The organism is Pseudoruegeria sp. HB172150 (genome assembly GCF_013184805.1).
Lineage (GTDB): Bacteria > Pseudomonadota > Alphaproteobacteria > Rhodobacterales > Rhodobacteraceae > Psychromarinibacter.
Window position 1 is genome coordinate 1,803,523 of record NZ_JAATNG010000001.1, and the last position, 25,044, is coordinate 1,828,566.

General features: G+C 62.4%; 26 protein-coding genes. 16 read left to right on the forward strand and 10 right to left on the reverse strand.

What is annotated here, in order from left to right:
* Positions 1–113: 113 nt before the first annotated feature.
* From HCO70_RS08630 to HCO70_RS08650, 4 genes are all read left to right on the forward strand, one after another.
* Complete coding sequence (locus tag HCO70_RS08630; RefSeq protein WP_172294975.1) at positions 114–2,324, forward strand: ATP-binding protein; 2,211 nt, start codon at positions 114–116, stop codon at positions 2,322–2,324.
* A gap of 226 nt (positions 2,325–2,550) precedes the next feature.
* Positions 2,551–3,624, forward strand: a complete 1,074-nt coding sequence (recA, locus tag HCO70_RS08635; RefSeq protein ID WP_172294976.1) for a recombinase RecA — start codon at positions 2,551–2,553, stop codon at positions 3,622–3,624.
* A gap of 114 nt (positions 3,625–3,738) precedes the next feature.
* A complete protein-coding gene (locus HCO70_RS08645; RefSeq protein WP_172296222.1) occupies positions 3,739–3,954 on the forward strand; it encodes a DUF1127 domain-containing protein in 216 nt (71 codons plus the stop codon).
* An 88-nt stretch (positions 3,955–4,042) separates the two neighbouring features.
* Positions 4,043–4,264, forward strand: coding sequence for a DUF1127 domain-containing protein (locus HCO70_RS08650; protein ID WP_172294978.1), 222 nt, complete (start codon positions 4,043–4,045; stop codon positions 4,262–4,264).
* A 6-nt stretch (positions 4,265–4,270) separates the two neighbouring features.
* Here HCO70_RS08650 and HCO70_RS08655 read toward each other — a convergent pair whose 3' ends face one another.
* A complete protein-coding gene (locus tag HCO70_RS08655; RefSeq protein ID WP_172294980.1) occupies positions 4,271–4,543 on the reverse strand; it encodes a hypothetical protein in 273 nt (90 codons plus the stop codon).
* 84 nt (positions 4,544–4,627) lie between these two features.
* Complete coding sequence (alaE, locus tag HCO70_RS08660) at positions 4,628–5,056, reverse strand: L-alanine exporter AlaE (RefSeq protein ID WP_172294981.1); 429 nt, start codon at positions 5,054–5,056, stop codon at positions 4,628–4,630.
* Between the two features lie 79 nt (positions 5,057–5,135).
* On the opposite strand from alaE, the gene alaS reads away from it, so the two are divergent.
* Positions 5,136–7,805: an alanine--tRNA ligase gene (gene alaS, locus HCO70_RS08665; RefSeq protein WP_172294983.1), complete on the forward strand. Its 2,670-nt coding sequence runs from the start codon at positions 5,136–5,138 to the stop codon at positions 7,803–7,805.
* A 1-nt stretch (position 7,806) separates the two neighbouring features.
* The gene (locus HCO70_RS08670) at positions 7,807–8,091 is read left to right on the forward strand and encodes a DUF1330 domain-containing protein (protein WP_172294985.1); all 285 of its coding nucleotides are present in this window, start codon (positions 7,807–7,809) and stop codon (positions 8,089–8,091) included.
* 232 nt (positions 8,092–8,323) lie between these two features.
* Here HCO70_RS08670 and HCO70_RS08675 read toward each other — a convergent pair whose 3' ends face one another.
* From HCO70_RS08675 to HCO70_RS08705, 7 genes are all read right to left on the reverse strand, one after another.
* The gene (locus HCO70_RS08675; protein ID WP_172294986.1) at positions 8,324–8,674 is read right to left on the reverse strand and encodes a cupin domain-containing protein; all 351 of its coding nucleotides are present in this window, start codon (positions 8,672–8,674) and stop codon (positions 8,324–8,326) included.
* Positions 8,675–8,699: 25 nt separating this feature from the next.
* A complete protein-coding gene (locus HCO70_RS08680; RefSeq protein ID WP_172294988.1) occupies positions 8,700–9,365 on the reverse strand; it encodes a hypothetical protein in 666 nt (221 codons plus the stop codon).
* Between the two features lie 53 nt (positions 9,366–9,418).
* Positions 9,419–11,239, reverse strand: coding sequence for a translational GTPase TypA (gene typA / locus HCO70_RS08685; protein ID WP_172294990.1), 1,821 nt, complete (start codon positions 11,237–11,239; stop codon positions 9,419–9,421).
* 88 nt (positions 11,240–11,327) lie between these two features.
* A complete protein-coding gene (locus tag HCO70_RS08690) occupies positions 11,328–11,657 on the reverse strand; it encodes a multidrug efflux SMR transporter (protein WP_172294992.1) in 330 nt (109 codons plus the stop codon).
* A 9-nt stretch (positions 11,658–11,666) separates the two neighbouring features.
* Positions 11,667–12,281, reverse strand: a complete 615-nt coding sequence (locus HCO70_RS08695) for a YitT family protein (RefSeq protein ID WP_172294994.1) — start codon at positions 12,279–12,281, stop codon at positions 11,667–11,669.
* Between the two features lie 68 nt (positions 12,282–12,349).
* Positions 12,350–13,270 carry a LysR substrate-binding domain-containing protein gene (locus HCO70_RS08700; RefSeq protein ID WP_172294996.1) on the reverse strand — a complete coding sequence of 307 codons (921 nt, stop codon included), beginning with the start codon at positions 13,268–13,270 and terminating at the stop codon, positions 12,350–12,352.
* Between the two features lie 303 nt (positions 13,271–13,573).
* Positions 13,574–14,788, reverse strand: coding sequence for an NADP-dependent isocitrate dehydrogenase (locus tag HCO70_RS08705; protein ID WP_172294998.1), 1,215 nt, complete (start codon positions 14,786–14,788; stop codon positions 13,574–13,576).
* Positions 14,789–15,017: 229 nt separating this feature from the next.
* Here HCO70_RS08705 and HCO70_RS08710 point away from each other — a divergent pair, with 229 nt between their 5' ends.
* Both HCO70_RS08710 and HCO70_RS08715 read left to right on the forward strand, forming a co-directional pair.
* Positions 15,018–16,160, forward strand: coding sequence for a DUF2235 domain-containing protein (locus HCO70_RS08710; protein WP_172295000.1), 1,143 nt, complete (start codon positions 15,018–15,020; stop codon positions 16,158–16,160).
* A 61-nt stretch (positions 16,161–16,221) separates the two neighbouring features.
* Positions 16,222–16,398, forward strand: coding sequence for a YqaE/Pmp3 family membrane protein (locus HCO70_RS08715; protein WP_172296223.1), 177 nt, complete (start codon positions 16,222–16,224; stop codon positions 16,396–16,398).
* Between the two features lie 73 nt (positions 16,399–16,471).
* Here the strand turns inward: HCO70_RS08715 and HCO70_RS08720 are convergent, their stop codons facing one another.
* Positions 16,472–17,125, reverse strand: a complete 654-nt coding sequence (locus HCO70_RS08720) for an alpha/beta hydrolase (protein WP_172295001.1) — start codon at positions 17,123–17,125, stop codon at positions 16,472–16,474.
* Positions 17,126–17,294: 169 nt separating this feature from the next.
* Here HCO70_RS08720 and HCO70_RS08725 point away from each other — a divergent pair, with 169 nt between their 5' ends.
* The 8 genes from HCO70_RS08725 to HCO70_RS08760 all read left to right on the forward strand — a co-directional run bounded on the left by HCO70_RS08725 (position 17,295) and on the right by HCO70_RS08760 (position 24,913).
* Positions 17,295–17,768 carry an Rrf2 family transcriptional regulator gene (locus tag HCO70_RS08725; RefSeq protein WP_172295003.1) on the forward strand — a complete coding sequence of 158 codons (474 nt, stop codon included), beginning with the start codon at positions 17,295–17,297 and terminating at the stop codon, positions 17,766–17,768.
* Positions 17,769–17,861: 93 nt separating this feature from the next.
* On the forward strand, positions 17,862–18,908 hold the full coding sequence (locus HCO70_RS08730; protein ID WP_371742174.1) for a cysteine desulfurase family protein: 1,047 nt from the start codon (positions 17,862–17,864) through the stop codon (positions 18,906–18,908).
* Between the two features lie 14 nt (positions 18,909–18,922).
* Positions 18,923–20,446, forward strand: a complete 1,524-nt coding sequence (gene sufB / locus HCO70_RS08735; protein WP_172295005.1) for a Fe-S cluster assembly protein SufB — start codon at positions 18,923–18,925, stop codon at positions 20,444–20,446.
* A 110-nt stretch (positions 20,447–20,556) separates the two neighbouring features.
* Positions 20,557–21,321 carry a Fe-S cluster assembly ATPase SufC gene (sufC, locus tag HCO70_RS08740; RefSeq protein WP_172295006.1) on the forward strand — a complete coding sequence of 255 codons (765 nt, stop codon included), beginning with the start codon at positions 20,557–20,559 and terminating at the stop codon, positions 21,319–21,321.
* Complete coding sequence (gene sufD, locus HCO70_RS08745; RefSeq protein ID WP_172295008.1) at positions 21,321–22,610, forward strand: Fe-S cluster assembly protein SufD; 1,290 nt, start codon at positions 21,321–21,323, stop codon at positions 22,608–22,610. Before sufC ends, sufD begins: the two co-directional genes overlap by 1 nt.
* Positions 22,610–23,104 carry a YIP1 family protein gene (locus tag HCO70_RS08750; protein WP_172295010.1) on the forward strand — a complete coding sequence of 165 codons (495 nt, stop codon included), beginning with the start codon at positions 22,610–22,612 and terminating at the stop codon, positions 23,102–23,104. Before sufD ends, HCO70_RS08750 begins: the two co-directional genes overlap by 1 nt.
* Entirely contained in the window at positions 23,101–23,700 is a 600-nt protein-coding gene (locus HCO70_RS08755; protein WP_172295012.1) for a Yip1 family protein, read from the forward strand. The genes HCO70_RS08750 and HCO70_RS08755 overlap by 4 nt, the downstream gene beginning before the upstream one ends.
* Positions 23,693–24,913, forward strand: a complete 1,221-nt coding sequence (locus tag HCO70_RS08760) for a cysteine desulfurase (protein WP_172295014.1) — start codon at positions 23,693–23,695, stop codon at positions 24,911–24,913. Before HCO70_RS08755 ends, HCO70_RS08760 begins: the two co-directional genes overlap by 8 nt.
* Positions 24,914–25,044 lie beyond the last annotated feature (131 nt).

The window sequence follows — 25,044 nt, forward strand, 5'->3', positions numbered from 1 at the left end:
TCTTACACCATAAACGGCGAGAAACGGTTGAGGAGTTGCTCTTGTCCGATACCGCCTCTCCGACCGGGCCCCTTACACGCATGGCTCTGGCCGTGGCTCCTCGGTGGCGCCGCATGCTGGCACCCGGTGCTGGCTTGCTGGGACTTGCCCTGTTCTTCGCCGGCGGTTTTGCGGGCCGAGTGTTTCTGGTGTCCGGCGCGACGCTCATTGCGTTGGTTCTGCTGATTCACCTGCTTGTGCGGCGCCACAAGTCGCAGCAACTGCGGATATCTACCGCAATCTCGGCTCTGATCGGGCGCGACGCGGTGCCGAGTTTCCTGACCGACGAAGCGGGGCAGATCGTCTATCGCAATCCGGCCGCGGCGCAGAAGTACCCCGGTAGCGACGGGCAGACGCTATCGGCGGCTATTGGCGAGCATTTCGCCGCGCCGAACCACGTTTTGCAGCGTATGCGGCTGCGCGCGGATGCCCAGGGCGCCGCTGCGGAGGATGTGGCAACGGCACAGGGCGCGCTGCGCTTGTCGGTGACGCGAGCCGATCCGGGCGGGTATATCTGGCGGCTCGACGACCATGGCACCGCGGAGTTGGCAGAGATCGCGATGCCGATGATGCGCCTGTCAAAAACCGGCAAGATCGTCGACATGAACCAGGCGATGGAGACTTTGCTGGGAAGCCGCCCGAAGACACTGGACCGCGTTGTCATCGACGTGCCTCTGGTTAACGGGCAGCTGCATCATCTGGATACCACGCGGGGCCAGTTCGCCGCGCATCTCGCGATCCTGGAAGAGCCGGGCGGGCTGACACAGGTTTTCGCACTACCGGGTGAAGCACCAGAGCGTCACCTGATCCATGCTGATGCGGTTCCGGCACCGATTCTGAAGCTGTCTGCATCGGGCCGGATCCTGATGGCGAACAGGCGGGCGCGGCTCCTGCTGGCGCTGCCGGACGAGGCGGGGCTCGATTTCGCCTCGGTGGTAGAGGGATTGGGGCGGCCGGTGGAGGATTGGCTGCGCGACGTGTCCGAGGGGCGCGGCGGAACCCAGGCCGAAGTGGTGCGCGCGACCATGCCGCAAAAGGACGTCTACCTGCAGGTGGCACTGGGGCGGATGGTAGAAAGCGGCGATGCCTCGCTGCTGGCGGTGCTGATCGATGCGACCGAACTGAAGACATTGGAGGCGCAGTTTGTACAGAGTCAGAAGATGCAGGCGGTCGGGCAACTGGCGGGCGGCGTGGCGCATGACTTCAACAACCTGCTGACGGCGATTTCGGGGCATTGCGACCTGCTGCTTTTACGCCATGCGCCGGGCGATCCGGACTACGGCGACTTAGTGCAGATTAATCAGAACGCTAATCGCGCCGCGGCGCTGGTGGGGCAGTTGCTGGCGTTTTCGCGCAAGCAGAACATGCAGCCAGAACTGATCGACCTGCGCGACACACTGGGGGACCTGACGCATCTTCTGAACCGGCTGGTAGGGGAGAAGATCCATCTGGACTGGATGCATGATCCGGAGTTGCCACGTGTGCGCGCCGACAAACGGCAGCTGGAGCAGGTGCTGATGAACCTCGTCGTCAACGCGCGCGACGCGATGCCAGAGGGCGGCGAGATCAAGATTGCCACTCGGGCGGTGCGGCTGAAAGAGCCGCTTTGCCGCGACCGGGCCGAGGTGCCGAAGGGCGATTATGTTGTGGTGACAGTCGAGGATGAGGGATGCGGCATCCCCCCGGACAAGCTGGTAAAGATTTTTGAGCCGTTCTATTCGACCAAGCGTACAGGTGAGGGGACCGGGCTCGGGTTATCGATGGCCTATGGCATCGTCAAGCAAACAGGCGGCTACATTTTTGCCGACAGCGTCGATGGGCAGGGCACGGTGTTTTCCATGTATTTTCCCGCGCATCGCGGACGCCCCGCGTCGCCCGGCTCGGCGCTGCCGCCGCCGTCGCGGCCTGCTGCGCGTACCGGTGGCGGCGTGGTGCTGCTGGTCGAGGATGAAGCACCGGTAAGGGCCTTTGCCAGCCGGGCGCTGCGGTTGAGGGGATATACAGTGCTGGAGGCCGACTGCGCCGAGGATGCGCTTAGGACGCTGGAGGATTTGGAACTCGACGTCGATGTTTTCGTGACCGACGTGGTGATGCCGGGAATGGACGGTCCGACCTGGGTAGCGCAGGCGTTAAAACAGCGACCCGAGGTGCGGGTCGTGTTCGTGTCAGGCTATGCCGAAGACAGTATCGCGCATAACCGCTCGAAGATCCCGAATTCGGTCTTCCTGCCGAAGCCGTTTTCCCTGGCGCAATTGACGGACACGGTGCAGCAGCAGCTGGTCTGAGCCTATCCGGTGGACGATTCTTTTGCCAAGGCAATGCGTTATGGGTAATTCTTGAAGATCGGCCCCGCGTACACGGTTCCTTAAGCCTAAACCTGCCAAGATGGAATACAAAAGATTCATGTTGAAATGTGCGCGTTTTGTTCTCATAACAGAAATCAGAACAAGAGGCGAACATCGGCAGTGATTGCCGCCGGGCAGGCGCTGTGAAATAAGGGAACAAACAATCATGGCTACGGCAGAACTTCTGAATATCATGGATAAGAAGGACGGCGATAAGCAGAAGGCGCTCGACTCGGCGCTGGCGCAGATCGAACGGCAATTCGGCAAGGGCTCGATCATGAAGCTCGGCGCCGACAACCCACTGCAGGATATCGAGGCGACCTCGACCGGATCGCTTGGGCTGGATATCGCGCTGGGGATCGGCGGTATCCCGAAGGGCCGGATCGTGGAGATCTACGGGCCGGAAAGCTCGGGCAAGACGACGCTGACACTGCATTGCATAGCGGAAGAGCAGAAAAAGGGCGGCGTCTGTGCCTTCGTCGACGCGGAACACGCGCTAGATCCGCAATATGCCAAGAAACTTGGCGTGAACCTGGACGAGCTCCTGATCTCGCAGCCCGACACTGGGGAACAGGCGCTGGAAATCACCGACACGCTGGTGCGCTCAGGCGCGGTGAGCATGGTCGTGGTTGATTCGGTGGCAGCGCTGACGCCTAAATCGGAACTCGAGGGCGACATGGGCGACTCGTCTGTCGGCGTGCATGCGCGACTGATGAGCCAGGCAATGCGCAAGCTGACGGGATCGATATCGCGGTCGAAATGCACGGTTGTCTTCATCAACCAGATCCGGATGAAGATCGGCGTCATGTTTGGCTCGCCAGAAACGACCACTGGCGGCAACGCGTTGAAGTTTTATTCCTCGGTCCGGCTGGACATCCGCCGCATCGGCGCGATCAAGGACCGCGACGAGGTTGTCGGTAACCAGACCCGGGTCAAGATCGTCAAGAACAAGGTGGCGCCGCCGTTCAAGCAGGTGGAATTCGACATCATGTATGGCGAGGGCATCTCGAAGACCGGCGAGCTGCTGGACCTGGGCGTAAAGGCCGGCGTGGTCGAGAAGTCCGGCGCCTGGTTCTCGTACGGGGATGAGCGGATCGGGCAGGGACGCGAGAACGCGAAGAGTTTTCTGAAAGAGAACCCTGATTTAGCTTTCGAGATCGAGGACAAGATCCGCGCCGCGCACGGATTGGAATTCGATGCTGCACGCGAGGATGACGACGACGCACTGGTCGACGACTAGGTTTTCGTTCACGGGAAGGTGTAGAGGGCCAGCGCTTGTTGGCCCTTTTCTTTTTTGGTCATTTTAATATTTCTAGAAATATAGAAATCGATGGAGTCACCCATGTGGAGCTGGATGAGTGAAGCGCGGAAACGCCGGGAAAGGCGGGACGCGATAAGGGAACTGAATGCCATGTCCGATGAGCTGCTTTGGGACATCGGGATCGACCGCGGCCAGATCGAAGATTACGTCGATGGGCTGGCCGGACCGGCGATTCGATCACGTCGGGCGGCGGATATTCTGCAGTTTCCCGTGGCGGCGTGTTCCCAACCGGTCTGCTGCGCCGCATAGCGGGTTTGCACCCTCCGGGACTTGCGTTTGATCGCGAATGTATATACATTGGCTATCTCAACACCGGCAAGAGCAGGAGGAAACAAAAATGCAGAACCTATTGGCAAACTTGCGTGATCGCCGCGAGCGGCGGCAAGCCATCCGCGAGCTGAGCGCGATGTCACGCCAGGCACTGTGGGACTTGGGGATTACCCGGGACGAGATCGCCGAATATGTCGACGGCAAGGCCGGACCTGTCGCGCGGCGCCCACGCCACGAGGCGAAGATCCTGATATTCCCCGGGACGGTTGCCTGCCGCCCCGCGGCCTGACGCAGTCTAGTCGACCGGGTCGGTGATCCAGATCTCCGGCGCGCCCTCGACGCCGAGTTCGCTGAAGATGCCTTCGGCGCGGAGATCGGCGACGAAGGATTCGGCATCGGCGCCGCTGTCGAAATCGTGGATCACGGTGACATCGTTTGGGTCGGCGAGGGCGCAATGCACCTCGTCATGGGTCACGCCGCGTTCGCTCCGGAAATCCGGGTTCTCGCTGTAGCCTTTGAACCAGGGGGCGAATTCGCCGACGCGGTGGCGGATGAACAGGCGGGCCATGTTAGGGGCTTTCGTTTGATGGCGGAGGGCGGCACCGTAGGGACATGATGATGTTGGGGCAAGTAGAATGCACCGCGCGGTCGCTCACCCGCCCAGCGACATCGGTTTCTGCCCATCCGGTGGCAGCCCGAACCAACCGCGGACGATCCCCAGCCAGACGCCATAGGGTCTCCCGAACGCCAGCATCATGAGCGCCGCGCCGGCGCTGGCCCTCGCGGTCTCTGCCGCATCCGCACCGCCGGCGGCAACGATCCCGGCGTAGATCGGCACCTGGAATACCAAAAGTGCCAGGCTGTCGAAGATCAGCGGCTGGCTTTCAGCGGCCCGCCGCGCCATCATCCAGTCGCGCCAGACGCCGTAAGGCCGCGCCGTCAGAACCATGAGCGGCGCGCCGATTGTCCGCGCACGCAGGACCTCCGCCCAGTCCATCCCCGCGATCAATCGTTCATTCAGCACGCCTGTGATCGTGAAAAAGATCACCAGCGCCAGCGTATCGGCAATGAAGTTGCGCATGAGACTCCAAGGGCTGCTTTACTGCAATACGGTTAGGAGATAGACCGGCCTCCACCTAATCCGGAACCGCCAGATCGCCATGCCCAGCCTGAACGAAATCCGCTCCACCTTTCTCGATTATTTCCGCCGGCAAGGCCACGAAGTCGTGCCGTCCTCGCCGCTGGTTCCGCGCAACGACCCGACGCTGATGTTCGTGAACTCGGGCATGGTCCAGTTCAAGAACCTGTTCACCGGGGTCGAGCGCCGCGACTATGTCCGGGCGACCACGGCGCAGAAATGTGTGCGCGCCGGCGGCAAGCACAACGACCTCGACAATGTCGGGTACACCGCGCGGCACCACACTTTCTTCGAGATGCTGGGGAATTTCAGCTTCGGCGATTACTTCAAGGAAGCGGCGATCCCCTATGCATGGGAGCTGTTGACCAAGGATTTCGGCATCGACAAGTCGCGGCTGTTGACCACGGTCTATCACACAGACGACGAGGCATTCGAGCTTTGGAAGAAGATCGGCGTGCCGGAAGACCGGATCATCCGGATCGCCACGTCCGACAATTTCTGGCAGATGGGCCCGACCGGACCCTGCGGCCCCTGCACCGAGATCTTCTATGATCACGGCGACCATATCTGGGGCGGGCCACCGGGCTCAGCGGAAGAGGACGGCGACCGGTTCATCGAGATCTGGAACCTTGTCTTCATGCAGAACGAGCAGTTCGAGGACGGCTCTATGCGGGCGCTCGACATGCAGTCGATCGACACCGGCATGGGCCTGGAACGGATCGGTGCGCTGCTGCAGGGAAAGCACGACAATTACGACACCGATACGATGCGGGCGCTGATCGAGGCGTCGGCGCATGCGTCTTCGACCGATCCGGATGGCGACGGCAATGTGCATCACCGGGTGATCGCGGATCACCTGCGGTCGACTTCGTTCCTGATCGCCGACGGCGTTATGCCCTCGAATGAGGGGCGCGGTTACGTGCTGCGCCGGATCATGCGGCGGGCAATGCGGCATGCGCATCTGCTGGGCAACCAGGATCCCGTGATGCACCGGCTGGTGCCGTCGCTGGTCGGCCAGATGGGACAGGCTTATCCCGAACTTGGCCGCGCGCAGGCGCTGATCCAGGAGACGCTGCTTCTGGAGGAGACCCGGTTCAAGCAGACGCTGGATCGCGGACTGAAGCTGCTGGACGACGAGCTTGGCAAGCTGGGCGAGGGCGCGGATCTGCCAGGCGAGGCGGCATTCCGACTTTATGATACTTATGGTTTCCCGCTCGACCTGACGCAGGACGCGCTGCGCGAGATGGGGCGTGCAGTGGATGTTACCGGCTTCGACGCGGCGATGGCGGAACAGAAGGCAAAGGCGCGCGCCGCCTGGGCTGGGACAGGCGAGGCGAAGGATCTGGCCGTGTGGTTCGACCTGCTGGAAACGCACGGCGCCACCGAATTCCTAGGCTATGACACCGAAGTGGCCGAGGGACAGATCCTGGCGATCATAAACGACGGAAAGCTGACCGAAAGTCTGCCCGAGGGTGAAAGCGGCTGGATCATCGTCAACCAGACGCCGTTCTATGGCGAGGCGGGCGGCCAGGTCGGCGATGAAGGCGTGATCCGCTCGCTGTCGGATCACGATGTGGTCGGCAAAGTCACCGACACGCAGCGTTTCGGTGGCGGCAAAATCATCGGCCATTTCGTGAAAGCCGGGGAGGGGGCGCTGCAGAAGGGCGACGCTATTTCGCTGAAGGTTGACCACGCGCGGCGCGGGCTGATCCGGGCGAACCACTCGGCGACACACTTGCTGCACGAGGCGCTGCGGCAGGCGCTTGGCGATCACGTGGCACAGCGCGGCTCGCTGAATGCGCCGGACCGGCTGCGGTTCGACTTCAGCCATGCCAAGGCGCTGACGTCGGAGGAAATCGCGCAGGTCGAGCGCGAGGTGAACGAATACGTACGCCAGAATACCGCCGTCGAAACCCGGATCATGACTCCGGACGACGCCCGCGGCATCGGCGCCCAGGCGCTCTTTGGCGAGAAGTACGGCGATGAGGTCCGTGTTGTGTCCATGGGCCGCGCGCCCACCGGCAAGGGCCTCGACAAGGAGACCTATTCGCTGGAGCTCTGCGGCGGCACCCATGTGGCGCGGACCGGCGATATCGGCGCCTTCGCGCTGACCTCGGAAACTGCATCCTCGGCGGGCGTGCGGCGGATCGAAGCTCTGACCGGGCAGGCGGCTTTGACCGAACTGCGCGGACGCGACCTGGTGATGTCCGAGATCGAAGAGATGGTGAAATCGACCGGCGTCGAGGCCGTGGCCCGCGTGCGTGCGCTGCTGGACGAGCGCAAGTCGCTGACCAACGAAGTCGCGCAACTGCGTCGCGAGCTGGCGATGTCCGGCGGGACCAGGCCGGGTAGCGCCGAGGCGAAAGACGTCAACGGCCACAAGTTCCTGGCGCAGGTGCTGCAGGGCGTTTCCGGCAAGGATCTGCCGGTGCTGATCGACGAGCACAAGGCGCGGCTGGGGTCCGGTGCGATCCTGCTGATCGCCGATGCGGACGGCAAGGCGGCGGTGGCCGCGGGCGTGACGCAGGATCTGACCGGCGCTGTCAGCGCGGTGGATCTGGTCAGGGCCGCGGTGGCGGAGCTGGGCGGCAAGGGCGGCGGCGGCAGGCCGGATATGGCGCAGGGCGGCGGCAAGGATGCCGGCAATGCAGAGGCCGCCATCGCCGCGGCGGAAAAAGTTCTGGGAGGTTAGGATGGGCGCACTCTGGATCGCGCATGTGACGGTCACCGACGAGGAGACCTACGGCAAATACGCGAAGATCGCGACCGAAGCGATCGCCGCCCATGGCGGTGTCTTCCTGGCGCGCGGCGGCAAGTACACTGTGCTGGAGGGCAAGGACCGGCCGCGCAACGTGGTGGCGCGGTTCCCGTCGATGGAGGCCGCGGTCGAGTGCTACAACTCACCCCGCTATCAGGAGGCGCTGGAATACGCCAAACAGGCGAGCGAGCGCGACCTGATGGTGGTGGAAGAAGCCTGAGGACCCTCGCCGAGCTGACTGTGACCGATGCGCAGGCGGGGCGGGTTGCATGGATCGGGCTGCGGCCACGGCGGATGGTGCGCCGAGATGATCGAGCCAGATCCCTTGCGATAGGCGACACCGTCAGCCGTTACTGACCGGAATCCCTGATTCTTCTGGCCACAAATACCCTAGGGAGGTCTGGCGGGACGACGTCTCCCCAGCTACGTCGGGTCGCGAAGCGATCCGAGATCTATTCCAGATCCGTCTGCACCCAGCGGTCGGAATGGTGGATATCCGTCGTTTCCAATCGCCCCGGTCCGAGATTGACGAATTTGTGCGGCACCCCCGCCGGGCCTAGCAGCACGTCTCCTGTACCGGCTTCGACCGTGTCGTCACCGATAGTAAACAGCGCGCGACCCTCGCGGACGATGAACACCTCGTCATAGTCGTGGACATGCAGCTTCGGGCCGTGGCCGATGCGATCCGTGCTGAAGAACAGTACCGTCACTCCGGTGCCGAGTTGATGGCCCTGTATGTTGCCCTGCCAGACAATCGGATCCTTCGCCCAGTCCGCATGTCTTACCATTTTCGGTTCCGGCATCGTTCTCTCCATCTCGCTCAAGCTGTCACGGCCGCTCCGTATCGAACAGGATGTTACCGGACATGACCAGACCGATATAGGCACAGCCGTCCTCGCGCTGGCTGAAATGCGTCCAGGTACGGGCGGCAAAGCCGTTAGGATTCATCATCAGCAATGCCCGGTTCAGCTCGTCATGGCCGACGCGGCGGTCGATGTCAGCGGCGGCTTCGAAATCGACAATCTGGTCGGCGGTCAGCGCGCCGACCTGCATCGCGTAAGCGACGTACTCCGCAGTGGCTGGACAATCGGCGAACGGGCAGGTGGCTTCGTCATAGGCGGCGTGGGCCATTTCATGGGTGACGATGCTGGCGAAGTAGTCGTCCGAGGAAAGGTTCTGAAACGGACTGTCCACACTGCGCAGGCCGATGGCAGTGGCAGGCGGCAGGATCTCTATCCAGTCCTCGCCGCAGTGATAAAGGCCGACACAGCCGGTCAGCAGTTCGCCGACAATCTCGATGCGGACCGGACGAGTGATCGGGGCATTGCAGGCGGCGAGACGGTCGGCGGCAGACTCGGCGATTTCGCAGGTCTGCTCGATCAGGGTCCGGTCGTCTCCCGAGACAGTGATCGCGCCACGCGGGCAGGTCAGGTCTGCGGCCTGTACCGGCAGTGCGAGACTGCAAAGGGCAAATAAGAAACCTATCCGAACCATGTACACCACCCGGGACAGGTTAGCCCCGGGTGGCGGGCCGGGCAATCCGGCCCTTATTCGGCGGCGCGTGCCTGCCGTTTGCGTTCGTGCGGATCGAGATAGCGCTTGCGCAGGCGGATTGCGTTTGGCGTGACCTCGACTAGTTCGTCGTCGTTGATATAGGCGATGGCCTCTTCCAGCGACAGCGTGACCGGCGTGGTCAGGCGCACGGCCTCGTCGGTGCCGGAGGCGCGGACGTTGGTCAGCTTTTTGCCCTTGAGCGGGTTCACCTCGAGGTCGTTCTCGCGGCTGTGCTCGCCGATGATCATGCCCTGATAGACAGGCGCCTGGGCGCCGAGGAACAGCTTTCCACGTTCCTCTAGGTTCCAGAGCGCATAAGCAACGGTCTCGCCGTTCTCCATCGAGATCAGAACGCCAGCCCGGCGGCCGGGGATCGGGCCCTTGTAAGGCGTCCAGCCGTGGAAGACACGGTTCAGCACGCCGGTGCCGCGGGTATCGGTCAGGAACTCGCCGTGATAACCGATCAGCCCGCGCGAAGGGACGTGAGCGACGATCCGGGTCTTCCCAGCGCCGGCGGGCTTCATCTCGACCAGGTCGCCCTTGCGGGCGCCCGTGAGCTTCTCGATCACCACGCCGGAATACTCGTCATCGACGTCGATGGTGGCTTCTTCCACCGGTTCCTCGCGCCCCGCATCGCCGTCGCGCATGATAACCTGAGGGCGCGAAATCGACAGTTCGAACCCCTCGCGGCGCATGTTTTCGATCAGAACGCCCATCTGCAGTTCGCCGCGGCCCGAAACCTCAAACGCCTCGCCGCCGGGCGTGTCGGCAACCTTGATGGCGACGTTCGATTCTGCTTCTTTCATCAGGCGCTCGCGGATTACGCGGGACTGCACCTTCTTGCCGTCGCGGCCCGCCAGCGGCGAGTCGTTGATGCCGAAGGTCACCGTGATGGTCGGAGGGTCGATGGGTTGCGCGTCGAGCGGCTCGTCCACCGCCAGCGCGCAGATCGTGTCGGCGACGGTGGCCTTTGACATGCCGGCAAGGCTGACGATGTCGCCGGCGACACCTTCCTCGATGTCCTGCTGCATCAGGCCGCGGAAGGCGCGGACCTTGGTGATGCGGAACTGCTCGATTTTCTGGCCGATGCGGCTGATCGCCTGCACAGTCTGGCCGACCTTGATGTGGCCGCTTTCGATCCGGCCCGTCAGCATGCGGCCGACGAACGGGTCGGAGCCGAGCGTAGTGGCCAGCATCTGGAAATCCTCGTGCTGGTGCTTGATCTGCTTTGGCGCCGGAACATGGTTGACAATCAGATTGAACAGCGCCGACAGATCTTTGCGCGGTCCGTCAAGCTCCGCATCGGCCCAGCCGGAGCGGCCGGAGGCGTACATGTGCGGAAAGTCCAGCTGGTCCTCGTCGGCATCGAGCGCGGCAAACAGGTCGAAGCATTCGTCGAGCGCGCGATCGGGTTCGGCATCGGGCTTGTCGACCTTGTTCAGCACAACGATGGGGCGCAAGCCGAGGGCCAGGGCCTTGGAGGTGACGAACTTGGTCTGCGGCATTGGGCCTTCAGCCGCGTCGACCAGCAGGACCACGCCGTCGACCATCGACAGGATGCGCTCCACTTCGCCTCCGAAATCGGCGTGGCCGGGAGTGTCGACGATGTTGATGCGCGTGCCCTTCCATTCGACCGAAGTCGCCTTGGCAAGGATGGTAATACCGCGCTCGCGTTCCAGGTCGTTGGAGTCCATGGCGCGTTCCGCCACGGCCTGGCCGGTGCGGAAGGCACCTGATTGTTTCAGAAGCTCGTCGACCAGCGTGGTCTTGCCGTGGTCGACGTGGGCGATGATCGCGATGTTGCGAAGGTCCATGGAAATCGTCTCGTTAGGGATTGCGCGGCTGGTACAGCGGGCCGGGGCGAAAGGCCAGCCCTTTGATGCTGCAGCCGCAGCGTCGCGACTAGTGCGGCGTCGCGCTAGAGAAGAGCTGGATCACCACGATGCCGCCCAGGATCATCGAAATGCCGAGAATCGCGGGCAGGTCGAGCTTCTGCCCGAAGACGGCGAGGCCGATCAAAGCGATGAACACTATGCCAAGCCCGGACCAGAGCGCATAAGCGATGCCGACGGGTACGGTTTTCAGCACCTGGGACAGCAGGAAGAAGCTGACAGCGTAGCCGACAACGACGAGGATCGAGGGCAGGGGGCGCGTGAACTGCTGGCTGGCCTGCAGCGCGGATGTGCCGATCGTCTCTGCCATGACAGCGAGGACAAGATAGACGTAAACCATTGAGAACCCTCAGGTGGCGATGTAGCGGTCGCGGCGATGGTTGAGAGCGATGACCATGTTCAGAACCACCGCGCCCGCGAGAGACCACAGAACAACACCCAAGGGGAAGAGCAGAAAGCCCACCGCGAAGATCACCGCGTCGGCGATAAGCTGGACATAGCCGGCACGAAAACCGGTCGTATCCTGGATGAGCAGCGCCACGACGCCCAGCCCGCCGAGAGAGCCGTTATGGCGGAACATGGCGAGCAGGCCGCAGCCGACGATGGCGCCGAACATCAGCGCGGCGAGGCCGATGTGGATCTCGCCCACCGTCCAGCCGAGCGGCAGAAGTTCCGAGACGAGCGACAACGCGGTGACGGAAATCAGCGACTTGATGGTGAAGGCGAGACCAAGGCGCAGGTAGGCAATGATGTAGAACGGGATGTTGATCACGAAAAACACCGGGCCAAAACCCCAGCCGGTGACGTAGGACAGGATCACTGCGATCCCCGCGGTCTGCCCGGTGATCAGCCCGGCGCTGGTCAGGATCTGGAGGCCTATGGCGCACATGAACACGCCGAATCCGAGTCCCTGAACGTCGTCCAGGACGGTGTGCTTGACGGTATCTGGTGTTTCCGTGTTCATGGCGCGGGATTAGGGCAGGGGTCCTGACCGGTCAATGGGGATCGGGCCGCTCGAAACAAGATTTCCCGTCAGGCTTCTTCCGTCGCGGCCAGAAGCAGCCAGTCGCGCAGTTCGCCGATCTCGGGCCGGGCGGTGGCGTTCTTTGCGGTAACGATATGGTAGCGCATGTCGGAGGCGACGCTTCCGGTGAAGCACCTGACCAGCTCTCCCCGGCGGAGTTCACCGTCTACAAGCGAGGTGCGGACCAGCGCGAAACCGGCGCCGCGCCTTGCCGCTTCCAGCATGGCCTCGAAGGTCGGGTATTCGGGCCCGAATTCCAGCGAGTCGAAGCCAGGTGCGCCGGGCGGTTTCAGGGCGATCGCCTGAGCGTACCATCGGGCCCAGTCCAGTACTGTGTGGCGCGCACCGGCATAGCTTAACAGCGGTGCCGCCTTGAGCGCCTTGGTGGGCGGGAGCGTCGCGTAGAGATCGGGCGAGCAGATGGCGAATTCTTCCTCCAGCCCCAAAGGGATTGCGTCGTGCTCCGGCCCGCCCGGGCCTGGCCAGATCGCGATATCCGCCTCGCCGGCCGACAGGTTGGCGCGGTGGTATTCCACCTTTACGCAGACCCGGGCGTTCGGGTGTTCGGCATAGAATCGCTCCAGCCGCGGGGCCAGCCATTGAGCGCTGAGTTCTGGAGAGCAGGAGAGGAACACGTCCGATCCAGGGCGGGCGGGCATTGCCGCCTCTATCCCTTCGCGGATCAGCCGCAGACCGTCGTGCACGGCAGGCAGAAGCCGCTGGCCCTCAGGCGTGAGCGCGACAGACGGACGGGATCGGACGAAGAGCTTGCAGCCAAGCTGTTCCTCAAGCTGCGCGACCTGGTGGCTGACCGCCGTCTGGGTAAGGCCGAGCCGATCCGCCACGCGGGTGAAGTGCTGTAGGTCCGCGACGGCGAGAAAGGCGCGAAGACATTGCAGCGGTGGGAGGGACGGATAATCAGTGATCATGACGATTTCTCATGCTGATCATGCAGAGGCTTCGTTTCCCTTCGGGCAACGCCCTCACTAGATCGGTTCTTAACCCATCGGGCATGAGGACCGGCATGAGAAAATTCTATCGACGCTTGTTCCCAAGGCGGCATCGGCGGGCGCCGGCCGACCCACACCTGCGGCGAGATGTGGGGCTGGCCGACAGCCCGGCCGCGTGGGGCAGTTGGTGGCGGTACCTTTGATCTGCCCCGCGTTCCGCGTGCCGAGTTCTAAGCGGCTGGACGGGGCACTGTCCGGCGAGCGCTTGTTAGGCGCTGCCGGCTAACCCGCCAGCGCCTTGTTCAGGTTCTCGTCGATCTTCTCGAGGAAGCCCATCGTGGTCAGCCAGCCCTGGTCCGGGCCGACGAGCAACGCGAGATCCTTGGTCATGAAGCCGTCCTCGACGGTCTTGACCACGACGTTTTCCAAAGTGGTCGCGAAGGACATCAGCGCGATGTTCTCGTCGAGCTTGGCGCGGTGTTTCAGCCCACCGGTCCAGGCGTAGATCGAGGCGATGGAGTTGGTGGAGGTCTGTTTGCCCTCCTGGTGCTGGCGGTAGTGGCGGGTGACGGTGCCGTGCGCCGCCTCGGCCTCGACGATCTTGCCGTCAGGGGTCATCAGCTGCGAGGCCATCAGGCCGAGGGAGCCGTAGCCCTGCGCCACCGTGTCGGATTGCACGTCGCCGTCGTAGTTCTTGCAGGCCCAGACGTAGCCGCCGTTCCATTTCAGGGCGCAGGCGACCATGTCGTCGATCAGGCGGTGTTCGTACCAGATCTTGGCTTCCTTGAACCTGTCGGCGAATTCCTCGTCAAAGACCTTTTGGAACAGGTCCTTGAAGCGGCCGTCGTATGCCTTGAGGATGGTGTTCTTGGTCGACAGATAAACCGGCCATTTCAGGTTGAGCCCGTAGTTGAAGGAGGCGCGGGCGAAATCGATGATCGACTGGTCGAGGTTGTACATCGACATGAAGACGCCGGCGGAGGGGGCGTCGAACACTTCGCGCTCGATCTCTGTGCCGTCTTCGCCGACGAATTTCATCGTCAGCTTGCCGGCGCCGGGGAAATGGAAGTCGGTGGCCTTGTACTGGTCGCCAAAGGCGTGGCGGCCGACGACGATGGGCCTGGTCCAACCGGGGACGAGGCGGGGGACGTTCTTGCAGATGATCGGCTGGCGGAAAACGACACCACCGAGGATGTTGCGGATCGTGCCGTTGGGGCTGCGCCACATCTTCTTGAGCCCAAATTCCTCTACCCGCGCCTCGTCAGGGGTGATGGTGGCGCATTTTACGCCGACGCCGACCTCCTTGATTTTCTCGGCGGCGTCTATGGTGATCTGGTCCTCGGTTCGGTCGCGCTCCTGAATCGACAGGTCGTAATAGAGCAGATCGACATCGAGATAGGGCAGGATCAGCTTCTGCTTGATGAAGTCCCAGATGATGCGGGTCATCTCGTCCCCGTCGATCTCTACGACGGGGTTGTCCACCTTGATCTTGGTCATGGGTGTCTCCGATGGCTGGATTCGGGCATTGCGGGCGTCTTAGCGAAATTCAGAGCCACGGGGAAGACGGTATGCATTGGTATACGAAAGGTTACCGCCGGTCACGAATCACCTGATGGTTAAGCGGTGAGCGAAATGCTATAGTTCCGGTTGAATTTATGGCGCCACTGTAACGCTGCACCTGCATTGCAAACGCGCCGAAAGATATTGGAATCAGGGAGGTTTTGCGATGAAGCGGATCGCAATCTTTTGCGACGGCACGTGGAACAGGCCGGATGCGCGGTATCCAACCAATGTCTATCACCTTCACAAGTCGGCGCAGCAGACGGGAACAGATGGCGTCGCCCAGATCCTGAAGTACATCCCAGGTGTCGGTACCGGCTTTGGCAAGACGGGCGTCCGGAAGTGGTGGGATAAGGTCTGGGGCGGCGCGACCGGGGCCGGGGTGACACGCAACATCCTGGCGGCCTACCGGTTCCTGGCGGAGCAGTACGAGCCCGGCGACGAGATCTACATCTTCGGATTCTCGCGCGGCGCTTTCACGGCTCGGTCACTTGCCGGGATGATCCGCGCCTCGGGCCTGCCGCCGCATGAACAGGCGCACCGGGTGGAAGAAGCGCTGAAGCGCTACCGCGACACGGCAGAGGAAACCCGGCCGGGGACCGATGAAAGCCACGAGTTCAGACTGGAATTTTCTCCGCTGGTGGCCACCAGCCCGAAGGAGGTCGATTGGCGCGTGGCGCGCGGCGAACCAGAGCCGCACCTGCTTTCCATCACCTATCTCGGGGTATGGGATACTGTGGGCGCACTGGGAATACCCGGCCATTACAAGGTGTTGTCGCAGGTCTTTAACGGAAGTCACGGATTTCACGACACCGAACTGTCGAGCAGCGTGAAGGCGGCGCGACATGCAGTGGCTATCGACGAAAGACGCAAGACCTTTCCGCCGACACTGTGGAACAACCTCGCGGAGCTGAACGCCGGGCGTAGCGGGCCATATCAGCCTTATCAGCAGCTCTGGTTCTCAGGCGATCACGGGTCGGTCGGCGGCGGCGGCGATATCGTGGGATTGTCGAACATCGCGCTGCGCTGGATCGCCGAGGGCGCAGCTGAACAGGGTCTGGTGTTCGACGTCGCGCAGATGGAAGAGTTCCTCGGCTCAGAAGACTTCCACGTTCCGCTTCACAACCAGACGGCGGAACCGGGGCTTCTGACCAAGCTGCTGCGCCGGAACGTTCAGGACCGGGTGGAAAAGCTGGGCCCGGCAGCATTCGGCGACGTGTCCGACCCGGCGCGGCGGCGCTGGCGAGAGATCGGGGAATACCGTCCGAAACCGCTGCTGCCGTTCCAGGTGGATCTCGACGCGCCGTGACGGAGCCCGGGAACCCGGCGGGCGGATCGGCGTTGGGTCTGCAAAAGGAGACCCAGACATGATGGATTTTATACGTATCGTGATCGCCATCCTGCTGCCGCCGCTTGGCGTGTTCCTTCAGGTCGGATTTGGCAAGCATTTCTGGCTGAACATACTGCTGACAATCCTGGGTTATATCCCCGGCATCGTACATGCGGTGTGGATCATCGCGAAAACGCCGGATCACCGGCCTGCCTGATCCACTGACGACGAGAAAAAAGGGGCGTTCCACATTCCGCGGGCGCCCCTCTGTTCCGGGTACTGTCTTTGGACTAACGCGTCGTCTCTGTCAGCCGGCGGCGGACATATTCGTCGACCTGGCCGATCATCTGTTCCATGTGCGGATCTTCAAAGAAGTGCCCGGCACCTTCGACCTCCTGATGAGTGATCGTAATCCCCTTTTGCTCGTGAAGCTTGTCGACCAGCGCGTGGGTGTCGCGCGGCGGCGCTACGCGGTCAGCAGTGCCGTTGATGATCAGGCCCGAAGAGGGGCAGGGCGCCAGGAACGAGAAGTCGTACATGTTCGCCGGCGGAGACACGCTGATGAAGCCGGTGATCTCTGGCCGCCGCATCAGAAGTTGCATGCCGATCCAGGCGCCAAAGGAAAAGCCGGCAACCCAACAATGTTTGGCATTCTGGTTCATCGACTGCAGATAATCGAGCGCCGAGGCGGCGTCGCTAAGCTCGCCGATACCCTGATCGTATTCGCCCTGGCTGCGCCCGACACCGCGGAAGTTGAACCGTAGAACGGTGAACCCCATGTTGTAGAAAGCGTAGTGCAGGTTGTAGACCACGCGATTGTTCATCGTCCCGCCGAATTGCGGGTGCGGATGAAGGATGATCGCAATCGGGGAGTCCTTGGTCTTCTGCGGGTGATACCGCCCTTCCAGCCGGCCCTCGGGGCCGGGAAAAATCACTTCGGGCATGGGCCCTCCTCAACACGTTACTTCCGTGCCGCCGGAATTCTTGACGGAATCGCTCGACCACTTTAGAACTATTCTAAGTTCCGCAACGGGTAGCCGAGGGCGGCTGAAGGTCGTATTGCAGTTAATGACCGCGAGACATGAGGTCAATGAGTAAGGCGGGGACCGTCACATGAAGCTTTCGACGAAGGGACGTTATGCAATGGTGGCGCTGGCCGATCTGGCGCTGCAACCGGCGGATGCACTGTCTTCGCTCGGTGAAGTGTCAAAACGCCAGCAGATTTCACTTCCCTATCTCGAGCAGCTTTTCGTCAAGCTTCGGCGGGCGGGGCTGGTAGATTCGGTGCGCGGGCCCGGCGGAGGTTACCGGCTGGCGAAGCCGACCGACGAGATTACCGTGGCTGACGTTCTTGGCGCGGTCGACGAGACGGTAAGCGCGTTGCAGACGGGTGCCGGCGCCTCGGGCGGGTCGTCCGGATCGAAGGCGCAGTCGCTGACCAACCGGCTATGGGAGAACCTGTCGAGCCATGTCTACGTGTTTCTGCACCAGACGACGCTGGCGGATGTGGTGGGCAACGGACTGAAACCCTGTCCCGCAGTGCCAAGCCTCTTTGCGGTGGTGGACGAGGCGGACGCGGCACGGTAACGGGAACGCCCCAGGTGGTGCGCACGTGGTCGCCCCAACGAGGCGACGCCTCCGGCGGGAATATCTTATGACCAGAAGAAGCAGGGGATCTTGGTGAAGGACCGGATCTATCTCGATTGGAACGCGACGGCGCCGCTGCGCCCGGAAGCGCGCGAAGCGATGGTCGCGGCGATGGAGATCGCGGGTAATCCGTCCTCGGTTCATGCCGAGGGGCGGGCGGCCAAGTCACTTGTCGAGCGGGCGCGGGCGCAGGTGGCGGCGGCCTTCGGCGCCGAGGGGGCGGATATCGTCTTTACCTCTGGCGCGACCGAAGCTGCGGCGCTGGCGCTTGCGGGCCGCGGCCTGCACGGCGGCGACGCGGAGCATGATGCGGTGGCGGCGTGGATCACACCGGACCTTCCGGTTGCGCCGAATGGCCGCGTGACGGTGAACGATCCGGGGGCGAGCACGCTGCAGTTGGCAAATTCCGAAACCGGCGTACTGCAGGAGTTGCCCGAAGGTCTGGCCGTCTGCGACGCGACGCAGGCCTGGGGCAAGTTACCGGTGGCGTTTAACTGGTTGGGCTGCACGATGGCACTGGCCTCGGCCCACAAACTGGGCGGACCGAAGGGCGTCGGCGCGGTGATCCTGAAGCGCGGCACCGACCTTCAGGCGCGAATCCGCGGTGGCGGGCAGGAGATGGGGCGGCGGTCCGGTACGGAAAACGTCGTAGCCATTGCCGGATTTGGGGCCGCAGCCGAGGCCGCGGCGTCCGATTTGACCAATGAAATCTGGGCGCAAGTGGAAAAACTTAGAAATATTCTAGAAAGTGCCATTGTGGACGCCGCGCCAGAGGTTATCTTGGCTGGAAAAGATGCATCGCGGTTGCCGAATACCGCGTGTTTCGCGGTTCCCGGCTGGAAAGGCGAAACACAAGTGATGCAGATGGACCTTGCGGGTTTCGCGATTTCTGCGGGATCGGCCTGTTCCAGTGGAAAAGTGCGCGCGAGCCGAGTGCTGCGCGCGATGGGATACGACGAGGAAGTGGCGTCGTCAGCGATACGAGTATCGCTTGGACCGGCCACCACCGAGGAGATGATCGGGCGTTTCGTCGACGCCTGGTCCGTGCAGCACCGGAAGTTCCGGACGCGCGCGGCGTAACGAGAGGGTAAGCTATGGCAGCGTTGGATCAGACGCAGGTCAAAGAAGGCGTCGACCAGGAAACGGTTGATGCCGTCAAATCCATGGCCGGAAAGTACAAGTACGGCTGGGAAACAGAGATCGAGATGGACTATGCCCCGAAGGGGCTGAACGAGGATATCGTCCGGCTGATCTCTGCCAAGAACGGCGAACCTGAGTGGATGACTGACTGGCGCGTCAAGGCATTCGAGCGCTGGCAGCAGATGACAGAGCCGACCTGGGCGATGATCAACTATCCGGCGATCGACTATCAGGACCAGTACTATTACGCCAAGCCGAAGAGCATGATGGAGAAGCCGAAATCGCTCGACGAGGTGGATCCGAAGCTATTGGAAACCTACGAAAAGTTGGGCATCCCGCTGAAAGAGCAGATGATCCTGGCCGGGGTCGAGGGCGCTGAAGATGCGCCGGCCGAGGGCCGCAAGGTTGCAGTCGATGCAGTGTTCGATTCCGTCTCCGTGGGGACCACGTTCCAGAAGGAACTGGAAAAGGCGGGTGTCATCTTCTGCTCGATCTCCGAGGCGATCCGCGAGCATCCGGAACTGGTGAAGAAGTACCTCGGCTCCGTCGTGCCCTATTCGGACAACTTCTTCGCGACGCTGAACTCAGCCGTGTTCTCGGACGGGTCCTTTGTCTACGTGCCGCCGGGCGTGCGTTGCCCGATGGAACTCAGCACCTATTTCCGCATCAACGCGGAAAATACCGGCCAGTTCGAGCGGACGCTGATCATCGCCGACAAGGGCTCGTACGTGTCCTATCTCGAAGGCTGCACCGCGCCGCAGCGCGACACTACACAGCTGCACGCGGCAGTGGTCGAGATCGTCGTCGAGGAAGACGCCGAGGTGAAGTATTCCACGGTGCAGAACTGGTTCCCCGGCGATGAGAACGGCAAGGGCGGCATCTACAACTTCGTGACGAAGCGCGCCGATTGCCGGGGCGACCGGTCCAAGGTGATGTGGACTCAGGTCGAGACTGGCTCCGCCGTGACGTGGAAATACCCAAGCTGCATCCTGCGCGGGAATGAATCGCAGGGCGAATTCTACTCCATCGCGATCACCAACAACTACCAGCAGGCCGATACCGGAACCAAGATGATCCATCTTGGCAAGGATACGCGCAGCCGGATCGTGTCGAAGGGGATCAGCGCGGGCCATGCGCAGAACACCTATCGCGGTCAGGTCGCGGTGCATCCGAAGGCGAAGAACGCGCGGAACTACACCCAGTGCGACTCGCTGCTGATCGGCAACCGCTGCGGGGCGCATACCGTGCCCTATATCGAGGTGCGCAACAACTCCTCGCGCTGCGAGCACGAGGCGACCACGTCCAAGGTGGACGAGGATCAGCTGTTCTACTGCCGCCAGCGCGGCATGGACGAGGAAGAGGCCGTCGCGCTGGTCGTGAACGGGTTCTGCAAAGACGTGCTGCAGGCGCTGCCAATGGAATTCGCAATGGAAGCGCAGCAGCTGGTGGCGATTTCGCTGGAAGGATCGGTCGGTTAGACCGGATTGGAAACAGCCACGGTCTTTCACATCGGATCAGGCCGAAGCTTACAGATTGACACGGGGGCATGACGCACCGCGATGCGACGCCCGGATGTGACGAGGAAAATATGCTGAATATCAAAAACCTGCACGTCAAGCTTGAGGAAGAAGACAAGCAGATCCTTAAGGGTGTGAACCTGGAGGTTGGCGCCGGTGAAGTGCACGCGATCATGGGACCGAACGGGTCAGGCAAGTCGACGCTGAGCTATGTTCTGTCAGGCCGCGATGGTTATGAAGTGACCGAAGGTGCCGCCACTCTGAATGGCGAGGACATCCTGGACATGGAGCCGGAAGAACGCGCCGCGGCCGGCCTGTTTCTGGCGTTCCAGTACCCGGTGGAAATCCCCGGCGTCGGCAACATGACCTTCCTGCGCACCGCGCTCAACGCGCAGCGCAAGGCGCGCGGCGAGGAAGAAGTCAGCGCAGCAGATTTCCTGAAGCTGATCCGCGAAAAGGCTAAATCGCTGAAGATCGACAGCGAGATGCTGAAGCGGCCGGTGAACATGGGCTTCTCGGGAGGCGAGAAGAAGCGCAACGAGATCCTGCAGATGGCGGTGCTGGAGCCGAAGATGTGCATCCTCGACGAAACCGACTCGGGCCTCGACGTGGACGCGATGAAGCTGGTCTCTGACGGCGTAAACGCGCTACGGGATGCCGGGCGCGGGTTCCTTGTGATCACTCACTACCAGCGCCTGCTGAACCACATCGTTCCGGATGTCGTGCACATCATGGCGGAGGGTCGCATCGTCAAGACCGGCGGCAAGGAACTGGCGCTTGAGGTCGAGGAAAACGGCTATGCCGACATCCTGGCCGAGCTGGAAGGGGCCGCGTGATGGCACTGCCGCAGGTCAAACAGGACGCGACAGACGCGCGCCTGGCCGGGCTGCGCCTGCCGGACGGGGCGGGTTGGGCCACGTCGGCGCGAGAGGCGGCGCTGGCGCGGGTACAGGCGATGGGCCTGCCCGGGCGGCGCGACGAATACTGGAAATGGACCCGGCCCGACGGGCTGAACGCCGCAGAAGCAGCGACAGCCAAGGTCTTTCCGAACGACGAGCAACCGATCTTTTCCGAGATCGACCGCGTGCGGCTGGTGTTTGTCGACGGTGTGTTCGACGCGAAGCAATCCGACGATCCGAAGATGGCCGGGGTAGAGATCGAGCGGCTGGAACAGGCAACTCGGGCCGATATCCACTGGGCGAAAGACGTTTACGGCATCCTCGAGGAGCGCGCGCAGGATCCGGTGGCGCGGCCGCTGGCGGCACTGAACACGGCCTATGCCAGCGACGGGGTAATGATCCGTGCAACGCGCAAAGCGAAATGCCCTGTATCGCTGATTTATCTCCACAAGTCAGACAATTCCGATGCGATGCTGCACCACTGCATCAAGGTCGAGGAAGGCGCCTCGCTGACAGTGCTGGAGAACGGTCCGGCGGCGGCCCGGTTCAACAAGGTGATGGAAGTCGAGGTCGCCGATGGCGCTGCCTTCCACCATATCCGGGCGCAAGGGCGTGATCACGAACGCCAGGCTGTAACGCATACCTTCGCGCGCCTTGGCCGCGAAAGTGTGTTCAAGTCCTTCACCATGACCGCGAACGGCGTGATGACGCGCAATGAATGCGTGGTCGAGCTGACCGGCGACGATGCCACGGCCCATGTGGCCGGCGCGGCTCTTGGCGACGGCGACTTTCACCATGACGACACTGTCTTCATCACCCATAACGCCGTGAATTGCGAAAGCCGGCAGGTGTTCAAGAAGGTACTGAGGAACGGTGCGACGGGCGTGTTCCAGGGCAAGATCCTGGTTCAGCCCGAGGCGCAGAAAACCGACGGCTACCAGATCAGCCAGGCATTGCTGCTGGACGACGACAGCGAGTTCTACGCCAAGCCGGAGCTGGAGATCTACGCCGACGATGTGCAGTGCTCTCACGGGTCGACATCCGGCGCGATCGACGACGATGCGCTTTTCTATCTGCGCTCGCGCGGCGTGCCGGAATCACAGGCGCAGGACCTGCTGGTTCTGGCTTTCCTGGCCGAAGCGATCCAGGAGATCGAGAACCCGGCTATCGCGGAAGATATCCGTGTGCGGCTCGAGGCTTGGCTGGAGCGCCGGCGGAAGGGCTGATGGCGGTCACGACGGACATGGCGGCCATGTACCGCCGCCCGCGCGCCGTTGTCCGGCGATTGCAGGCGGCGGGTCCGCGCGAAGACCGGGCGCTTATCTTCCTGATGGTCGCCTGCCTGCTGATCTTCGTGGCGCAATGGCCGAGGCTGTCGCGCGAGGCGTACTTGAACCCGGAAATATCGCTGCAGGCGCGTCTTGGCGGCGCGCTGTTTGCATGGCTTTTTATCGTGCCGCTCTTTGCCTACTTGCTGGCGGGGGCCAGCCGGCTGATTGCGCGGTTGTTCGGCGGGCAGGGGACTGGTTACAGCGCCCGGCTGGCCCTATTTTGGTCGCTGCTGGCCGCCGCGCCGCTCTGGCTGCTGAATGGTCTGGTGGCCGGGTTCGTCGGGCCCGGACTGGCCCTGAACATCACCGGTGGACTTGCGCTCGCCATCTTTCTGTTGTTCTGGGGCGTGAGCCTGAGGGAAACGGAAAAAGCAGACGCGGTCGCATGACGCTGGATCTCAAGACGCTGATCGGCCAGGCATGGGCCACCTTCGCACAGCCGCGAGAGGCGGCGCGCTGGATCATGGAGCTGGGGCTGCCGCGGCGGTCCCGCTGGGAAGCGCTGCTGCTGGTCGTCGTGCTGAGCGTTGCGCTGCAATACATGAGCGTGCGTTATCTCGGCGATCCTGGCCTCGTCATGTTCGGAGAAATACTGAACCGCCCATTCACCTCGGCGATCATTCAGGCCTGTTCGCTTCTGGTCGCTATCTTCGCAATCTTTTGGATCGGTCGCGCGATGGGCGGCACCGGGCGCTTTGCCGACGCTATCATTCTGGTGGTGTGGTTGCAGTTCTGCATCTTTCTGCTCAGCGTGGCACAGACGCTGGCGCTGGTGGTACTGCCACCGGTCGCGGTGATCATATCACTCGCGTCCATCGTCGCGTTCTTCTGGCTGCTGACAAATTTCGTGGCTGAGCTGCACGGCTTTACATCGCTTGGCAAGGTGTTCGGCATGATCATCGTCTCGATCATCGCGCTGACCTTCTGCTTTGCGATCATCCTCAACCTGATCGGTTTCAGCGTCGGAGTGCCCGCCAATGTATGACGTCGAAACCATCCGCAAGGACTTCCCAATCCTGTCGCGCGAGGTGAACGGTGCGCCGCTGGTCTATTTCGACAACGGTGCCTCGGCGCAAAAGCCGCATGCGGTTATCAATGCGGTGACACAGGCGTATTCCATGGAATATGCGAACGTACACCGCGGCTTACACTTCCTGTCGAACCTCGCGACCGAGAAGTACGAGGCGGTGCGCGGCACCATTGCGCGGTTCCTCAATGCGGCGTCCGAGGACGAGATAGTCATGAACACCGGCACCACCGAGGGGATCAATATGGTCTCTTACGGTTGGGCAGCGCCACGGATGCAGGCGGGCGACGAGATCGTGCTTTCGGTCATGGAGCACCACGCGAATATCGTGCCTTGGCACTTCCTGCGCGAACGGCAGGGTGTAGTGCTGAAATGGGTGGATACCGATGCGACCGGATGGCTCGACCCGCAGAAGGTGATCGACGCAATCGGGCCCAAGACGAAACTGGTCGCGGTAACGCATCTGTCGAACGTCCTTGGCACCGTGGTCGACGTGAAGACGATCGTCGAAGCGGCGCATGAAAAAGGCGTGCCGGTGCTGGTCGACGGGTCGCAGGCGGCGGTGCACATGCCGCTCGACATGCAGGATCTGGGTGCCGATTTCTACACGATCACCGGCCACAAGCTGTATGGCCCGTCCGGATCGGGCGCGATCTACGTCAAGAAAGAGCGGCTGGCCGAGATGCGGCCGTTCATGGGCGGTGGCGACATGATCCGGGAGGTCAGCAAGGACGCCGTCAGCTGGGCCGACCCACCGATGAAGTTCGAGGCAGGGACGCCGGGTATCGTGTCGATGATCGGGCTGGGCGTTGCGCTCGATTACATGATGGCGCTGGGAATGGAGAACATCGCGGCGCATGAGGCGGCGTTGCGCGACTATGCGGTAGTTAAGCTGGCGGGACTGAACTGGCTTAACCTGCAGGGCACCGCACCGGACAAGGCGGCGATCTTCTCCTTCACGCTGGAAGGGGCGGCTCATGCGCACGACATTTCCACCGTGCTCGACAAGAAGGGCGTGGCCGTGCGTGCCGGGCATCACTGTGCCGGGCCACTGATGGATCACCTTGGCCTGACGGCGACCTGCCGTGCTTCTCTGGGGCTCTACAACACGACGCAGGAGATCGACGTGCTGGTGGATGCGCTGGAGCTCTGTCATGAGCTGTTCGCCTGAGCCAGGCCAGGCATCTGGTGGAGCCCAAAAAATCGGGCCCAATTCATGACAAGCTAGGCCGGCTGGAATTCGGCCTTTCCGGAATCACCTTTTAATAGTAAGTTACCCAAGGGAATTTTCTGTCCCGGTTG

Bases quoted from the DNA above. Each gene is read 5' to 3' on its own strand.
- HCO70_RS08630 (WP_172294975.1), top strand. From the start codon at position 114: ATGCTGGCACCCGGTGCTGGCTTGCTGGGACTTGCCCTGTTCTTCGCC.
- typA (WP_172294990.1), bottom strand. From the start codon at position 11,239: ATGGACCTTCGCAACATCGCGATCATCGCCCACGTCGACCACGGCAAG.
- HCO70_RS08710 (WP_172295000.1), top strand. From the start codon at position 15,018: ATGAAGCGGATCGCAATCTTTTGCGACGGCACGTGGAACAGGCCGGAT.
- HCO70_RS08725 (WP_172295003.1), top strand. From the start codon at position 17,295: ATGAAGCTTTCGACGAAGGGACGTTATGCAATGGTGGCGCTGGCCGAT.
- HCO70_RS08755 (WP_172295012.1), top strand. From the start codon at position 23,101: ATGACGCTGGATCTCAAGACGCTGATCGGCCAGGCATGGGCCACCTTC.
- HCO70_RS08760 (WP_172295014.1), top strand. From the start codon at position 23,693: ATGTATGACGTCGAAACCATCCGCAAGGACTTCCCAATCCTGTCGCGC.
- HCO70_RS08715 (WP_172296223.1), top strand. From the start codon at position 16,222: ATGGATTTTATACGTATCGTGATCGCCATCCTGCTGCCGCCGCTTGGC.
- sufD (WP_172295008.1), top strand. From the start codon at position 21,321: ATGGCACTGCCGCAGGTCAAACAGGACGCGACAGACGCGCGCCTGGCC.
- HCO70_RS08675 (WP_172294986.1), bottom strand. From the start codon at position 8,674: ATGCCGGAACCGAAAATGGTAAGACATGCGGACTGGGCGAAGGATCCG.
- alaE (WP_172294981.1), bottom strand. From the start codon at position 5,056: ATGCGCAACTTCATTGCCGATACGCTGGCGCTGGTGATCTTTTTCACG.
- recA (WP_172294976.1), top strand. From the start codon at position 2,551: ATGGCTACGGCAGAACTTCTGAATATCATGGATAAGAAGGACGGCGAT.
- HCO70_RS08695 (WP_172294994.1), bottom strand. From the start codon at position 12,281: ATGAACACGGAAACACCAGATACCGTCAAGCACACCGTCCTGGACGAC.
- HCO70_RS08645 (WP_172296222.1), top strand. From the start codon at position 3,739: ATGAGTGAAGCGCGGAAACGCCGGGAAAGGCGGGACGCGATAAGGGAA.
- HCO70_RS08750 (WP_172295010.1), top strand. From the start codon at position 22,610: ATGGCGGTCACGACGGACATGGCGGCCATGTACCGCCGCCCGCGCGCC.
- HCO70_RS08700 (WP_172294996.1), bottom strand. From the start codon at position 13,270: ATGATCACTGATTATCCGTCCCTCCCACCGCTGCAATGTCTTCGCGCC.
- sufC (WP_172295006.1), top strand. From the start codon at position 20,557: ATGCTGAATATCAAAAACCTGCACGTCAAGCTTGAGGAAGAAGACAAG.
- HCO70_RS08670 (WP_172294985.1), top strand. From the start codon at position 7,807: ATGGGCGCACTCTGGATCGCGCATGTGACGGTCACCGACGAGGAGACC.
- sufB (WP_172295005.1), top strand. From the start codon at position 18,923: ATGGCAGCGTTGGATCAGACGCAGGTCAAAGAAGGCGTCGACCAGGAA.
- alaS (WP_172294983.1), top strand. From the start codon at position 5,136: ATGCCCAGCCTGAACGAAATCCGCTCCACCTTTCTCGATTATTTCCGC.
- HCO70_RS08655 (WP_172294980.1), bottom strand. From the start codon at position 4,543: ATGGCCCGCCTGTTCATCCGCCACCGCGTCGGCGAATTCGCCCCCTGG.
- HCO70_RS08690 (WP_172294992.1), bottom strand. From the start codon at position 11,657: ATGGTTTACGTCTATCTTGTCCTCGCTGTCATGGCAGAGACGATCGGC.
- HCO70_RS08720 (WP_172295001.1), bottom strand. From the start codon at position 17,125: ATGCCCGAAGTGATTTTTCCCGGCCCCGAGGGCCGGCTGGAAGGGCGG.
- HCO70_RS08680 (WP_172294988.1), bottom strand. From the start codon at position 9,365: ATGGTTCGGATAGGTTTCTTATTTGCCCTTTGCAGTCTCGCACTGCCG.
- HCO70_RS08650 (WP_172294978.1), top strand. From the start codon at position 4,043: ATGCAGAACCTATTGGCAAACTTGCGTGATCGCCGCGAGCGGCGGCAA.
- HCO70_RS08705 (WP_172294998.1), bottom strand. From the start codon at position 14,788: ATGACCAAGATCAAGGTGGACAACCCCGTCGTAGAGATCGACGGGGAC.